The organism is Pseudochryseolinea flava, from assembly GCF_003286915.1.
GTDB classification, from domain to species: domain Bacteria; phylum Bacteroidota; class Bacteroidia; order Cytophagales; family Cyclobacteriaceae; genus Ohtaekwangia; species Ohtaekwangia flava.
Map to the genome: position 1 here is coordinate 176,132 of NZ_QMFY01000002.1, position 14,665 is coordinate 190,796.

The window sequence follows — 14,665 nt, forward strand, 5'->3', positions numbered from 1 at the left end:
AATAACCTTATACTTCGCAGCGGCATGAAATGGATAACACGTGAACGCCCAAAAATAGACCGCCTTGCTTGCCCTTGGCTGATCAAGCGCTTTGTCGACACAGACGCCGAATTCATCTACGTTCCTTCGCATGAGGTTGTTGAACGCGCTAAAGCATACGATGCAACCCCATTCGATGTACCTGATGTAGAATATACACACTATGGAGATGAATGTACCTTCGATTATATCATCCGAAAGCATAAAATAAAAGATGCTGCTGTTCAAACGATGGCGGCGATCGTCCGCGGTGCAGACACTGATAGGCATGATCTCGCCAGTCAATCATCAGGATTGTGGGCTATCTCTGCTGGGATCGCTCATAACATTAAAGATGATCAACAACTTTTAGCACAGGGCATGATCATATATGACGGATTGTATACATGGTCGAAGCTCCTTCAAAATGAAAAACATACACAAAGTCCATTTGAAAGGACGCTACTGGACGTCTACCAAAAGTTTCTGCATGAGAAAAAGAATAAAGCCATACCAACATGGGCAAAAGAATTGAAGGAAATAATTCAAGATCAGATTGACACCAACCTCACACTAAGTTTGAAAGAAATATCACAAACCCTTAATGTACATCCGAGCTATTTGTCGCGAGAGTTTTCAAAGTACTTCGACAATCTTTCTTTCGGCGATTATATCAGAAAACTGAGAATCGAAAAATCCATTGCATTACTAGAAGATCCAAAATATTCCCTTGCCGAAGTCGCCTATCTTACCGGTTTCTCCGATCAAAGTCATTTCAATCGCATCTTTAAGAACCATACAGGAAAAAATCCATCGATCTATCGCAAAGAGTTACATAAGAAGTAAACAATATACAAGTCGGTCAATTCCGTTCTAGACATAAATAATCAAACAATGTTAGCATTGCGTAAAGATTTTTATGTTGCGAACAATTTTCAATCACTTAACCCTCCTGGCATTTATTTGCGTGAGCGCTCATGTCCAAGGGCAGGTTCCAGAAAAACATATTCATGAGCGCGAACAATTGTGGACAGGCTATTTTAATCAAACAAGATTTTCAAACAGGTGGGGAATTTGGGCTGATGTTCACTATCGCATGACCGACAATTTTGCGCGCCGTCCTTTCCAGTTTCTTTTACGACCAGCCATTACATACTTTATAAAAGATAACCTGCGTGTTCATGTGGGCTATGCTTACGCACATCATTTTCCGGGGAAAGCACTTCACACATCACGTGAAGAGCATAGGACTTGGCAGCAAATCTGGTGGAACCAAAAATATCCAGGGCTCACAACTTTACAATGGCTTCGACTTGAACAAAGGTTCAACGAGAAGATTATTGGCGATGTCAAACAAGAAGGATACAATTACACATTCCGAATTCGCTATAATTTTTCATTCTTCATTCCTTTGAAAGGAAAAGCGTTGGACGCAAAGACGCCGTTTGCAGCGGTCATGAACGAAGTATTTCTGAATTTTGGCGATAATGTCGTTTACAATACATTTGACCAAAACCGATTCTTTGCAGGGTTCGGCTATCAATTTTCTTCGCACCTCAATGCGCAACTTGGCTACATGAACGTATACCAGCAGGAAGCATCTGGTAACAACTACTTTTCGACACACGCGATACGATTCTTCGTGTTCCACTCAATCGATTTAAGAGACAAAAATTGACCGAGCCTTCACCATGGAAAAAACAGCAAACTACTCGTTGAAAGATCTAATAGTGTATTACCTAAAACTCGGTACGTGGGGATTTGGTGGTCCCGTTGCGCTCGTTGGCTACATGTATCGTGATTTGGTTGAAAACAAAAAATGGATTACAGAAGACGACTACAAAGAAGGATTGGCACTGTCACAACTTGCACCTGGTCCGTTGGCAGCACAACTCGCCATCTATATTGGCTTTGTGCACCACCGAATTCTCGGCGCAACGTTAGCGGGAATTGCCTTCGTTCTTCCCTCCTTCCTGATGGTACTCGGCATTGGATACGCGTACGTCACTTACGGTGGACTTCCTTGGATGCAGGCCGTGTTTTACGGTGTCGGCGCTGCTGTCATCGGCATCATTGCCATCGGAAGTTATAAACTAACCACAAAGAGTATCGGTAAAGACAAAGTACTCTGGATGATATTTGTTACACTGGCGATCGTAACATTTGCAACGGAACAAGAACTATTGTCACTAATTCTACTCGCCGGATGTATCATGTGGTTCGTAAAAGCTCCACCAAAATGGCTGTCGTCTGCCAACGTAATTTTACCAACTGTCATCGCCCAAATACCAACCATCACAACAGAATCCAAGCTATGGCAACTCGCATGGTTCTTTACGAAAGCTGGTGCATTTGTATTCGGCAGTGGTCTCGCGATCGTTCCCTTCCTTTATGGTGGTGTTGTGGGAGAACATCATTGGTTAAATGAACAACAATTTCTTGATGCGGTAGCTGTAGCGATGATCACGCCCGGTCCAGTTGTGATCACGGTGGGATTTATCGGCTACCTTGTTGCAGGCGTCGGCGGCGCTGTGGTTGCCGCGGCTGCTACATTCATCCCTTGTTATCTCTTCACCATTATACCAGCGCCCTACTTTAAAAAATACGGAAAGCACCCTGCTATAAAAGCGTTTGTTGATGGCGTTACAGCGGCCGCTATCGGAGCAATTGCCGGCGCGGTTCTTGTACTCGCCAAGCGAACATTAACGGATATCCCAACCATGGTCATTGCCGTGTCGAGCGCATTGGTCTTGTTTAAATTTAAAAAACTACAAGAGCCATTGGTAATCGTAGTCGCTGCCGTGCTCGCGATCGTGATCAAAGTACTCTTGCACTAAATAAGTTACTCATTCCGAAGTTTATCGACCGGGTTGGCAATGGCTGCATTAAAAGATTTCATGCTGACAACGCCCAACGCAATTACCAACACCATAATACCGGGTACCACGAACAACCACCATTGAACTTCAATGTGATTTTCGAAATTCATCAACCACTGATCTACGCCATACCACGCGATCGGCACGGCCAACGCGAACGACACGGAAATGAGTGTGATATACTCTCGCGACAACATCACAATGATATTGCTAACACTCGCACCAAGCGTCTTACGCACAGCAATCTCCTTGCCCTTCCTATTCGCGATAAATGTGATTAAACCGTAAAGTCCTAAACACCCAATAAGGACAAATACTACTGAAAACACTTGGAACATCCTTGAATACTTCAGTTCCTGGTCATAGAACATTGCAATATTCTCATCGAGGAAACGGTATTGAAATACATGCTCCGGATAAATCGATTTCCAAGTTTGCTCAAGTTTATCAACCACTTCAGTCATGTTTTGATCTCCGCCGAGATCAAGCTTCACACTCACTTGCCGATATCGATCCGGACTCGCATCAAGGGCAATATTATCAACACGTTCCTTCAACGAGTTTCCGTAATAGTCGTTGATCACACCTACCACATGAACCAAACTATTGCCGCCCACCTTCAGCGACTCACCTACAATTGCCTGCGCATGGTTGTAGCCCAAATTCTTCATTAGCGTTTCGTTGACGAGAATGTTTTTTGATGAGTCCGCCGACGTAAGATTGCGCCCTGCAACGAGGCGAATACCATAGAGGTCTAGAAAATTTTCATCGATTGCAGAATATTCGTAGTTCTGAAAATCCTGAACATCACTTGCTTCCAGTCTACCGATGCTCCGCGAATTTCTATTGCGCTCAACGCCTGACGGAAGTGTAAAACTTTTCGCAACACGCGCGACAAAAGGAAGCTTTCTCAATTCAGATTCAAAGGCGCTTAGGGAGGATGGATCGCTATTCAGCAGTCGAACAGAAACGATCGTTGCATCGCGGTCAAAACCCATTTCCATATTCCTAAAGTACGCCATTTGTGTTACAACGATAAACGTACCAACAGCAAGCACCTGGGTGGCTGTAAATTGAACAATCACTAAAGTCTTTCGCAGACTGACACCCCCAATCTTCGTTGTACTGAACTGATTCTTCATAGCCCGGAGTTGATTCAAACTTGAAATCGTGAGGGCCGGATATAAGCCAGCACATACGGTGACGCCTGCAACAATCATTGCCAAGGTTAACCATAACATCGGATCGAATAAATTAATACTTACCTGCAAGTCCAGCATGAAGGCAAGTGCGGGCATCAACGCTGACACGAGGCCAAGCGCGATAAGTGCCGCGAGGGCAACAATCACGGTAGTTTCTACAAGAAACTGCAATACCAGGTTCAACTGACTACTTCCCATAATCTTCCGCAGACCGATCTCCTTCGAACGCAGTGTAGATTGTGCCGTCGAAAGATTTACATAATTGATACACGCCACCGCCAACAGACAAAATACAATTAACTGTAGTGAAAAAATAGTTTCGTGCGTTATCGTTCTTCTGCTAAACGTTCCAAAGTTCGGATCAAAATGCACTTCGCTTAGTGGCTGAAGATAATAATGACGATAGCTTGACAAATCCTTTCCGATATTTTGCTTCATGTAACTTCGCTATCTGTGCTTCAACATCCTTTACGTTTACGCCCTCTTGAAGGACAACATATACAGCATGTCCATCATTTGAACTCACCCAATCTGACATTCGTTCTTTGAACAGCAGCGGCATTGATGAATAGGACACCAACATGGTGAATGGAAAATCTGTATTCCTCGGAAAATCTTCGATGACACCCGTAATTTTGAAGTCGTAAGCTTTTTGAAAACGCAGTGTTCTCCCGATAGGATTTTCTTCACCAAAATATTTCTGTGCAATTGCCCGTGTAACAACAACACTACTTGGCTCACGTAATGATGTTTTCGCATCGCCAGCAATCCATTGTATAGGACTGCCTGCAAAATCGATAACATCAAAGAACTCAGGCTCGACCGTTACAACACCGTCTTCTTCTATAAACTGTCGCTCAAATTTACCATCACTGCTTAGTACATCGACGTTGGCACCACGCAGATATTCGAGTTTGGTCATCTTCTTTATGGAAGCAACGTCTTTCATTGCGGGCGGAATCGCGTAGGGAATGCCAGTTCGAAATTCAGCAACATCACCACCACTTACGCGCACCATTCTGTAAGTATTCTTATAGTCAGAGTGAAACGTATCAAAGCTTTGTTCGAATCGAATAATGGAAATGATCGCCAACGCTGATGCAATACCAATCACCAAGCCAAGTACGTTAATGGTTGTCGTCACCTTGTTGGCAAGCAAGCTTCGCTTTGCCATTTTAAAATAGCTACCTGTCATATTATATCGGTTTTGTTGAGTTGGTTGTTTCCAGAAAAAAGTGTGCGTACAAAATCCGAGTACACGCCATACATATTTGCGTCGAGCAACACGATGATTCCGTTGTTTTACATCGCCCAAATACATTTCATACAAATCGCCTCTGATCTCCTCTGCAAAATTTTTGGGAGCGAAGCGTTCGATGAGCATCTCTGCCCAGCGGGGAGGTTGTGGATCGGTCACCATCAGATATTTTGAATTTGAGCCCAGATTAGATCACGCACATCACGAACCTCTTCCAACGTTTGACGTCCATAGGTCGTGATTTGGAAGAGTCGTTTTCTTCTTCCACCACGTTCCATGGAAGCACCACCCATCTTTGATTTCACAAAACCTTTATCTTCTAACCGATGCAGCGCTGCGTGCACGGCACTAATGGTGATAACCCGACCGGTCTGCTCCTCGAGTGCTGTGGCAATTGAAACGCCGTAGGCGTCTGTGCCTATGAGCGCGACCATCAATAAAATGAGTTCTTCTAATTCACCAAGATAGATTCGTCCTGACATACGTTATTATTTCAACATCTGTAGAACAAATAGCGGGCCGATGCGAAATCAGTTGAATTTAACGGAAATAAATAATGCCAGTGTACGAAAAATAATCCGATGTGACCGCGTGTGAACACTGAACGCTGCGATAAAAAAAAACTAGACCTTAAAAATTAAATGATCAAGATGATCGATCACCATCTTGATCATTGAAACGCCAAACTACTTCCAAGGATCAAGCACAACCTTCACACAATCTTCTTCTTTTTCCTTAAAAATCTTGTAGGCATGAGCGACTTCAGACAGCGGCAAACGATGGGTGATGATATCATCGAGTCTTACCTTTCCATCAACGACATACTTCAGTAGTGTATCGATATGTTTGTGTGCCGGCGCTTGCCCTCCTTTCATCACAATCCCTTTGTCAAAAAATTGACCGAGTGGGAAATTATCATACGTCGTTGGATAAACGCCCAACACAGATACCGTTCCGCCCCGTCTTACGGCGCTCATGCACGCTTCCAATACCTTGATCGATCCTTTCTCCAGATTAACAACGGCCTTTGCACGATCAAGAATATTTCTATCAGGCTCAAAGCCCACCGCCTCGATACACACGTCGGCACCGCGACCGTTGGTTAACGCGCGAATTTGTTCGACAACCTCTTTTGCACCATCTGTCCATTGAATGGTATCACATCCTGCGGCTGCTTTCGCTTTATCAAGCCTGTACTTCAACGTATCGATTACAATCACACGCGCAGCGCCTCGAAGCCATGCACTCTTCGCCGCCATAATTCCCACAGGGCCAGCGCCAAAAATAGCGACAGTCTCACCACCTTTTACTTCACCCCAATCAACGCCAGTGTAACCCGTAGGAAAAATATCAGTGAGAAAAAGTACTTGTTCATCGCTTAAATTGTCGGGCACCACACGTGGTCCGTAATCCGCATAGGGCACACGAACATATTGTGCCTGTCCGCCATCGTATCCTCCATATAAATCGGTGTAACCAAATAACGCGCCTCCCTTTTCTTTTATCAATCCACCTTCAGGACCATAGTGCTCTGGATTGCTATTTTCGCAATGTCCGGGAAGATGATGAGCGCAGAAAAAACAATTTCCACATGCAATCGGAAAAGGGACGACGACACGGTCGCCACGCTTCAGATTCTTTACACCTGCGCCTACCTCTTCAACAATTCCCATAAACTCGTGACCAAGCGTCATGGGTCTTGGTTGCGGCAGTCCACCGGAGTAAATATGTAAATCAGAACCACATATCGCAGTGGCCGTTACTTTTAAAATTATATCTCTATTATCCTGAATTTTCGGATCGTCTACGGTGTCCATCTTGACATTACGCGGACCATGAATTCTAGCTGCTTTCATTTTATTTTCTCCCTGTGGTAACTGGTTCTTGTTGTTTGTTCATTTTATCGGCGAGTTTTTCGTCTGTTGTTACTGCGCTCATCGCGACTTGCATCTTGTTGCCAAAGCCAGACACAACCATGTCGTCGCCGTCGAGAAGCGCTTTGTATCCGTCCCGTGCAACATCCACCGCATCGTATAACTTTCCTTCTTGATAGATTTTTGATTCTTCCATTCCCGCTTTGTTGAAAAAGTCAGTATCCGTTGCTCCTGGTAGTAGCGCGGTGATCGTAACACCAGATTCTTTCACCTCGCTACGCACAGCCTCTGTAAATGATTGAACAAATGCCTTCGTACCGTGATATACGGATTGCCACGGTCCAGGTGCTTTACTCGCAATAGACGAAAGGTTCATTATCTTGCCTTGTCTGCGCGCGACCATGTCTTTCAGAAAAAGCTTCGTCAATATCACAAGACTGGCAATATTCAAGTCAACAATTTTCAATTCCATTTCAAGATCTGTCTCTAGAAATTCGCCGTAATGACCATGTCCCGCGTTGTTGATTAGAATATCAACATCAATATTCCGCGCTTTCACGTCGTGGTAGAGATCGAATGCACTTCGCCGCTCGAATAAATCTTTTGCAATGGTAATTACATCGACGCCATACTCGTTCTTCAATTGTGACGAGACACGCGCGAGGTCGCCATCGCTGCGCGCAACAATGATAAGATTGTAACTGTCGGCGGCTAACAATTTCGCCAGCTCAAGACCAATGCCACTTGTCCCGCCGGTCACTAATGCATATTTGTTATTTTCATTCATGCTATCAGATTTTAGATGTTTTGTACCTTAAGCGGAAGAACAGATGCGAATGAGATACTATCTTCCGTTTGTTCAACACAAATTAGAAATAGTGATGCCTACGAGACCGGATGTAAATGAAGGCTGTTGACTACCTGCGTGGCGAGCAAAAAATCAATACAAAAAAAACAAGAACATTGTTGATTTATATAAGCGAAGTTATCAGCGGCGTTGCGTTAGATACTACGCCGTTCACCTGTAGCATAAGTTTTCCTACGCGTTACCGTGGGCAATTAAGTCGGCATCTGCGTTGGAGACCGATCGTCTTTACGGGAAATCCCCATAGTTCAATATTGATTACGAAATGCGGTTGGAAAATCCCAGTTCGCATCATACATTTGCCCGCACGTGAAAAACCGACTGATCATAGCACTCATTCTTTTCAGCATGACGTTGCATTGCAGCAGCAGAATCGGTCTTATTTCTTATCTTTATCAACAACGCCACGAAATGGCCCACGCATTGGGGCTTATTTCAGAGGTTCCCATCGCAGTCTGCGGTAGCGATTATTACGACAACACTACACTAACGTCTCCTACCCAGGATAGTCATAACCACCTCCCTGCCACCTTACAGGCCATTGAAATAATTCTCTTCGTAAACAACGACGAAGTATCAACAAACTTTGACACAGTTCTGCTGCAAAACATCGCGTTCTGTCGATACAGCGATGCCGTAATCGGAAACTCTCCTCTCCCAATTTTCCAACCACCGCGCGTTTAGTTTTCCATACATCTGAGGTCGAACGTAAATAATGTCCGCCCTCCGATCCGTAATCGTTTTGCATTTCGCTTAACGATTCAATTCCATCATCAACAATTCAAAGGATAGTTTGACTATCCACAAAAGCGACTGAAGAAAATTCTTCATCGCTCAACCATCTCAATCATGGAACGTTTTTATTTGACGATACTCATTATAGTTCTTCCTGCAGTCACCACGCCCCTACTTGCCCAGGTTAAGGGAAGGGTGTATGATGCACACACGAAAGAACCACTTGTAGGTGCTTCTGTTTCATCACTCGATGGCAAACACGGCACCACAACAGATGTTACTGGTCAATTTTTACTCGACACAAAAAAAGAATCGATTGACAGTATAAAGATCCAATATATTGGATACGCGACGTACAACACCTTGGTCGTTGCCGAAGGTCCTTTGTCGATTCCGCTAACAGCAGCGAGTGAAAATCTTCAAACGATTGTTGTCACCGGTAGTAGAGAGGCAGCCTTAAGAACTGAAACACCGATTGCCATCTCGAAAATTTCATCGCAGCTCATTGATGAAACGAAAGCCACATCCATTCATGAGGTAATCAACAAAACGCCCGGTGTGATGATGGTGAACTATAACAACGAACAACATGCGATGTCTATCCGCCTTCCGTTCACAACAAGCTCATACTACCTTTACCTCGAAGACGGTGTACCAATTCGACCGATGGGCGTCTTCAACCACAACGCTTTGTTAGAGATGAATCAATTCACCGTAAGCAGCATTGAAGTTGTAAAAGGTCCTGTGTCATCGATATATGGTCCTGAAGCGGTTGGTGGTGCCATCAATTTCATTTCTCAACGACCCACCGCTGTACCTACTGCACGCATCGGTGTACAACTGAACAACTTCGGGTATAGACGAATACAATATGGCGGCGGTGCGACATTAGGCAAGTTCGGTTTCTACATCGGTGGGCTTGTGTCCGATCAAAAAGATAGTTGGATGACTTATTCCGACTACGACAAACACGCACAATACGCGCGAATGGAGTACGCCATCACGCCGCGTCTGCATCTCACGAGCACAATATCCTGGGCTGACTACGATTCCCAAACTGCTGGCAGTGTTGATAGCATCGCGTTTTATAACCGCGCGTATGTGAGTACCAATGACTTCACATATCGTAAATCATATTCCTTACGCGCGCGTGTTACACTTGACAAATCATGGAAAGATGAGTCAAAAACTTTTGTAACGTTATTTGCGCGCGACAACAAACTCGGTCAAAATCCCGCCTACCGCATCCGATGGACAAGCGGTACGACTACAGCGACCGGCGAAATCAACTCCAACGATTTTCAGAGCGTAGGTGCGCTGGCACAACACGTTCAGCACTTTAACATCTTGAATGCAAAACTTATCATCGGTGGAATTTACGACAACTCCCCCGTTCAATACCACTCGCATCAAATTGATCTCGAAGCAAAATTAAGAGCCGACGGAAAATCAGTTGAAAAATATATCTTCCTTAAAGAACGCCCGGATATACTCATCGGCGATTACGACGCCACCATTCACAATGCCGCAGCCTATGGACAATTCGATTTCAATTTGACTGAAGCATTAAGAATTTCTACCGGACTGCGTTACGACAATATGTCGTTTGATTTTGTAAACTATCTCGACAAAGATCTTGGCAACGGTAAGGCTATTGGTGGAAAGAAAATTTACGCCCGCGTCTCGCCGAAGATAGGACTCACCTATGACCTTGGACAAGGTGCTGGATTATACGCGAGCTACGCGCAAGGATTCTCTCCTCCCGACTTAACAGCCATATTCCGTAAGCGGACTGTTCCTGCTGATAACGGCGACTTGTTCTATTATAATCTTGAACCGGCTACATTCAACAACGTTGATATCGGGGGCTGGGCATCGTTACTCGAAAACAAAATCTATGTAGATATGTCATTCTATAGCATGAGCGGAAAAAACGAACTTCTACAAATTCGTTTGGCCGATAACTCATCCGACTACCGTTCCGCAGGAAAAACATTGCATCGTGGTCTTGAATATGGAATTACATTCAAACCCTCAGCTGAATTTATGTTTCGTTGGGGTGGCACGTACGCGATTCACAAATACAAAACTTTTGTTCTGAGCGAAAGAGAATCTGACGTCATTCAAAATGTTGATGGGAAGTACATGCCAACGTCTCCACGCTGGTTGTGGAATACAGAATTCAGTTACTACCCAAAACGGCTAAAAGGATTCCGGTCGTCAATAGAATGGCAGCATGTTTCAGCCTGGTATCAAAACCAAACCAACACCATAGAATACCCTGGCTTTGAATGCTTGAATTTCCGTGCAGGCTACAATTGGAAAGGACTCGAATTATACACCAACATCACCAATATCACGGATGCGCTATACGCAACCAGTACTTCACGTGGAAATGGTGTAAACGACAAAGCAACCTATAATCCCGCGGCACCACGCACTTTTGTATTCGGAATTCAATATCAACTCACAGGAAAGCGTCATCTATGAAAAAGAACAGAACACTTAATCAATGGCTGTGGAAGTGGCACTTCATAGCCGGGCTAGTTTCATTGCCCGTTGTGTTGATATTGTCTGTAACAGGATTCATCTATCTTTTTAAAGATGACTACGAAGCTCCAAGACAACAAGACATCCGACGAGTTGCAGTTGCCGGAAAAGCCATGTCTTTCCAGCAGCAGTTGCAGCACGCAAGAAAGGCTACTACAAAAAAAATCGACGCCATGGTGCTGCCTACTTCAGATCGACAAGCAACGGAATTCATCTCTGGAAAATTCAGTCATAAGAGTAGTTACTTTGTTGATCCGTATACTGGAAGCATAACGGGTTCGATCATTGCTCATGAAACAGAAATGAATACGATACGGAAGCTTCACGGCGAACTGCTCATGGGCAAAGTCGGCACACTGGCGGTTGAGCTCATCGGTAGTTGGTTAGTCGTTCTCATTTTGACAGGTCTTTACATTTGGTGGCCTTTTGATGGATTTAGATTGCGTGGCGTTTTTATTCCGCGAATAAATCTCGGCAAGCGTACATTCTTCAGGGATCTCCATGCGGTGACAGGTTTCTGGCTTTCAATATTACTGCTCATGACACTTGCAGGCGGCTTACCATGGACAGATGTTTTCGGCGATAACTTTAAGTGGGTACAACGCGTCACAAACACAGGATATCCCGCGACTTGGGACAGCGACGCCGTAAAATCACAACCGCCTGGAAAACGTTTAACCGTTGACGAAATCGTATCTAAATCCGAAAGTCTACAGCTTCCTGGCGAAGTTCTCATTGAGTTGCCAAAAGATTTCGAGGGCGTTTACAGCGTTTCGAATATTAGTTACGAAGATTTGTCGTTGCAGCAAAAAATCCATTTCGATCAATACACAGGAAAAATTTTGGTAAGCCACAGTTGGGCTGATGTTGGGATACTCATGCGCGGACGAATGTGGTTTATGACTTTTCACCAAGGGCAATTCGGTGCATGGAATTGGTGGTTGATGGCAACCGTAGCCCTGTTGTTATCCGTGATGAGTGCTTCAGCTATTCTCTCTTATGTCTGGAGAAGACGCAAGGGATGGGATACACCCGTAGTTCCAGCATCTTTCAAAGTTGGCTACGCAGTCATCATCGCCTTAGCAATACTTGCCGTTGTATTGCCTATGTTCGGAATGAGTGTCGTGCTATTAGTCGTCATTGTAAAATGTCGCGAATATTTCTTGACGACTTTACGCAAACATCCAACTACCTAGTTTCAATATATTTTAATGCGAACAAAAACTCACTATGTGCGAGCTTGCTTATGAATCTGTGCGATTACCAATGCCTGTTAATCCCGACATACGATGTAATACGATTTCATTTTTAAAACTGTTTTGATAAACGACCGTGGGCTCTCAACACCGGATATTTCCGGTAGCCCATCCGTTAACAAGGATTCACAAATCGCATTATTGGATCAATTCCGCGCTTCATATCGGCTTATGTATTCACCAACAAGCTGAAACTTCGTGGCGACTGTAGTAGTATTGGCCTCTCCATCCATGTAATAAAATCAAAAAAAAAGTATACACGTAATCATTGTCGCGTACTATTTTTGTCACATGCCGGTAATCCCAAGTATCTTGACAAGGGCAAGGTATATCATTTTACTCCTATCGTTGTGCCCGTTTTTGCTTTACGCACAAAACTTGGAATCTATTGGCAAAGAAAAGCCGCTCACTGTCACGGGCGGAATCTCCCTCAATCAAATATTTTACACGGCAAATGGGATTGACTCCCGCAGAGACCCGTATACATATTTTGCTTCCGGCAACGTTAACTTCTCACTCTATGGGTGGAGCGTTCCGTTCAGCTTTAGCTATTCAAACCAAAACACATCGTTTCAACAGCCTTTCAATCAGTATAGCGTTCACCCTACTTATAAATGGGTGACGGGTCATCTCGGCTACAACAGCATGAGCTTTTCTCCTTACACTGTCAATGGCCATATTTTTTTAGGCGGTGGAGTCGATCTTGCACCTGAAGGCAAATGGAAATTCAGCGCGCTTTATGGAAGGTTTATGCGAGCCGTTGAATATGATACAATCAGCAACGCGACACCTTCCTTCAAACGCATGGGCTATGGATTCAAAACGTCATACAATGACGGCAATAACTTCGTGGACCTTATTCTATTCCGAGCGAAAGACGATCAGCATTCAATCGACCCGATACCCGATAGTCTTAGCATTTTACCCGAAGAGAACCTGGTGGTGAGCATCGGGGCAGGGAAAACATTTTTCACCAATTTTGTTTTGAAAGCTGAACTTGCATCGAGCGCGCTTACACGAGACTTGCGTGCTGATGAAACAAACACGGGCCACATTTTAGGCAATACAGGGTTCCTGTACAAGCCCCGATTATCGTCATCATACTATAAAGCATTTAAAACATCATTAGATTACCAACAGCAAGGATATACGATTGGTGTGGGATATGAACGAATCGATCCACAATACCGGACATTGGGCGCATACTATTTCAACAACGACCTTGAAAATATAACAGTGAACGGTTCCGCTTCTATTCTCAGGGGAAAAATGAACGTGGCCGTGAGCGCAGGGACACAACGTGACAACTTGGACAAAAGTAAGATCAGCACCATGAGAAGAATGGTCGCGTCATTAAACATAAACTACACACCAACCGAGAAACTAAACTTATCCGCGTCATATTCAAGTTTCCAAACGTACACCAACATCCGTTCACAGTTTGTAGATATTAATCAACTCACTCCGTATGACAACTTAGACACACTCAATTTCACTCAGATATCACAGAGTGTTTCTACAACGGCCATGTATATGCTGGGATCGTCGAAAGAGAAAAGACAAACGCTTAACGTAAATCTCAGTTTACAAGCCGCTGCAGATGAGCAAGGCGACGAGGAACAAAATTCTGGATCAAAGTTTTACATGTCGAATGTATCCTATTCTTTAAATCTGACGCCACAAAATCTTACGCTTGCAATCTCGATCAATGGAAACATCAATGAAAGTGTTGGATTTTCTACAAAAACATTTGGCCCAACAGCATCGGTAAGCAAAATGTTTTTCAGCAAAACGCTACGAACAACATTCTCAACCTCGCTCAACAATAGCTACACCAACAATAAGCACACGAATAAAATCGTAAACCTGCGCTTAAGCGGAGGCTATAGCATTCAAAAGAAGCATAACCTGAACGCGAGCATGGTCATGGTGAATCGTGATAGTAAAACGGAAACTAATACTAAATCATTCACTGAGTTTACAGGTACACTCGGATACAGTTATTCATTTGGCACGAAGCGTTAACCC

The 14,665-nt window shown here is 44.1% G+C and carries 12 protein-coding genes; 7 read left to right on the top strand and 5 right to left on the bottom strand.

From position 1 onward, the window contains the following. Positions 1-24: 24 nt before the first annotated feature. The 3 genes from DQQ10_RS06100 to DQQ10_RS06110 all read left to right on the top strand — a co-directional run bounded on the left by DQQ10_RS06100 (position 25) and on the right by DQQ10_RS06110 (position 2,855). The gene (locus DQQ10_RS06100; RefSeq protein WP_112745943.1) at positions 25-864 is read left to right on the top strand and encodes a chromate resistance protein ChrB domain-containing protein; all 840 of its coding nucleotides are present in this window, start codon (positions 25-27) and stop codon (positions 862-864) included. A 73-nt stretch (positions 865-937) separates the two neighbouring features. After that, entirely contained in the window at positions 938-1,696 is a 759-nt protein-coding gene (locus tag DQQ10_RS06105; protein ID WP_112745944.1) for a DUF2490 domain-containing protein, read from the top strand. A gap of 13 nt (positions 1,697-1,709) precedes the next feature. Next, positions 1,710-2,855, top strand: coding sequence for a chromate transporter (locus DQQ10_RS06110; RefSeq protein WP_112745945.1), 1,146 nt, complete (start codon positions 1,710-1,712; stop codon positions 2,853-2,855). Positions 2,856-2,860: 5 nt separating this feature from the next. On the opposite strand, the gene DQQ10_RS06115 is transcribed toward DQQ10_RS06110, so the two are convergent. From DQQ10_RS06115 to DQQ10_RS06135, 5 genes are all read right to left on the bottom strand, one after another. Further along, complete coding sequence (locus DQQ10_RS06115) at positions 2,861-4,537, bottom strand: ABC transporter permease (RefSeq protein ID WP_112745946.1); 1,677 nt, start codon at positions 4,535-4,537, stop codon at positions 2,861-2,863. Continuing rightward, positions 4,461-5,519 (bottom strand): ABC transporter permease, encoded by a 1,059-nt coding sequence (locus DQQ10_RS06120; RefSeq protein WP_112745947.1) that lies wholly within the window; start codon positions 5,517-5,519, stop codon positions 4,461-4,463. Before DQQ10_RS06120 ends, DQQ10_RS06115 begins: the two co-directional genes overlap by 77 nt. Then, positions 5,519-5,839: a PadR family transcriptional regulator gene (locus DQQ10_RS06125; protein ID WP_112745948.1), complete on the bottom strand. Its 321-nt coding sequence runs from the start codon at positions 5,837-5,839 to the stop codon at positions 5,519-5,521. The genes DQQ10_RS06120 and DQQ10_RS06125 overlap by 1 nt, the downstream gene beginning before the upstream one ends. 204 nt (positions 5,840-6,043) lie before the next feature. Continuing rightward, positions 6,044-7,213, bottom strand: coding sequence for a zinc-dependent alcohol dehydrogenase (locus DQQ10_RS06130; protein WP_112745949.1), 1,170 nt, complete (start codon positions 7,211-7,213; stop codon positions 6,044-6,046). Between the two features lies 1 nt (position 7,214). Then, the gene (locus DQQ10_RS06135; protein WP_112745950.1) at positions 7,215-8,018 is read right to left on the bottom strand and encodes an SDR family NAD(P)-dependent oxidoreductase; all 804 of its coding nucleotides are present in this window, start codon (positions 8,016-8,018) and stop codon (positions 7,215-7,217) included. A gap of 387 nt (positions 8,019-8,405) precedes the next feature. On the opposite strand from DQQ10_RS06135, the gene DQQ10_RS27740 reads away from it, so the two are divergent. The 4 genes from DQQ10_RS27740 to DQQ10_RS06150 all read left to right on the top strand — a co-directional run bounded on the left by DQQ10_RS27740 (position 8,406) and on the right by DQQ10_RS06150 (position 14,662). Beyond that, positions 8,406-8,780 carry a hypothetical protein gene (locus tag DQQ10_RS27740; protein WP_133259550.1) on the top strand — a complete coding sequence of 125 codons (375 nt, stop codon included), beginning with the start codon at positions 8,406-8,408 and terminating at the stop codon, positions 8,778-8,780. A 165-nt stretch (positions 8,781-8,945) separates the two neighbouring features. Beyond that, the gene (locus DQQ10_RS06140) at positions 8,946-11,321 is read left to right on the top strand and encodes a TonB-dependent receptor domain-containing protein (RefSeq protein WP_112745951.1); all 2,376 of its coding nucleotides are present in this window, start codon (positions 8,946-8,948) and stop codon (positions 11,319-11,321) included. Next, positions 11,318-12,577, top strand: coding sequence for a PepSY-associated TM helix domain-containing protein (locus DQQ10_RS06145; protein ID WP_112745952.1), 1,260 nt, complete (start codon positions 11,318-11,320; stop codon positions 12,575-12,577). The genes DQQ10_RS06140 and DQQ10_RS06145 overlap by 4 nt, the downstream gene beginning before the upstream one ends. 438 nt (positions 12,578-13,015) lie before the next feature. After that, a complete protein-coding gene (locus DQQ10_RS06150) occupies positions 13,016-14,662 on the top strand; it encodes a hypothetical protein (protein ID WP_133259551.1) in 1,647 nt (548 codons plus the stop codon). Positions 14,663-14,665 lie beyond the last annotated feature (3 nt).

Bases quoted from the DNA above. Each gene is read 5' to 3' on its own strand.
- DQQ10_RS06100 (WP_112745943.1), top strand. From the start codon at position 25: ATGAAATGGATAACACGTGAACGCCCAAAAATAGACCGCCTTGCTTGC.
- DQQ10_RS06105 (WP_112745944.1), top strand. From the start codon at position 938: ATGTTGCGAACAATTTTCAATCACTTAACCCTCCTGGCATTTATTTGC.
- DQQ10_RS06110 (WP_112745945.1), top strand. From the start codon at position 1,710: ATGGAAAAAACAGCAAACTACTCGTTGAAAGATCTAATAGTGTATTAC.
- DQQ10_RS06115 (WP_112745946.1), bottom strand. From the start codon at position 4,537: ATGAAGCAAAATATCGGAAAGGATTTGTCAAGCTATCGTCATTATTAT.
- DQQ10_RS06120 (WP_112745947.1), bottom strand. From the start codon at position 5,519: ATGGTGACCGATCCACAACCTCCCCGCTGGGCAGAGATGCTCATCGAA.
- DQQ10_RS06125 (WP_112745948.1), bottom strand. From the start codon at position 5,839: ATGTCAGGACGAATCTATCTTGGTGAATTAGAAGAACTCATTTTATTG.
- DQQ10_RS06130 (WP_112745949.1), bottom strand. From the start codon at position 7,213: ATGAAAGCAGCTAGAATTCATGGTCCGCGTAATGTCAAGATGGACACC.
- DQQ10_RS06135 (WP_112745950.1), bottom strand. From the start codon at position 8,018: ATGAATGAAAATAACAAATATGCATTAGTGACCGGCGGGACAAGTGGC.
- DQQ10_RS06140 (WP_112745951.1), top strand. From the start codon at position 8,946: ATGGAACGTTTTTATTTGACGATACTCATTATAGTTCTTCCTGCAGTC.
- DQQ10_RS06145 (WP_112745952.1), top strand. From the start codon at position 11,318: ATGAAAAAGAACAGAACACTTAATCAATGGCTGTGGAAGTGGCACTTC.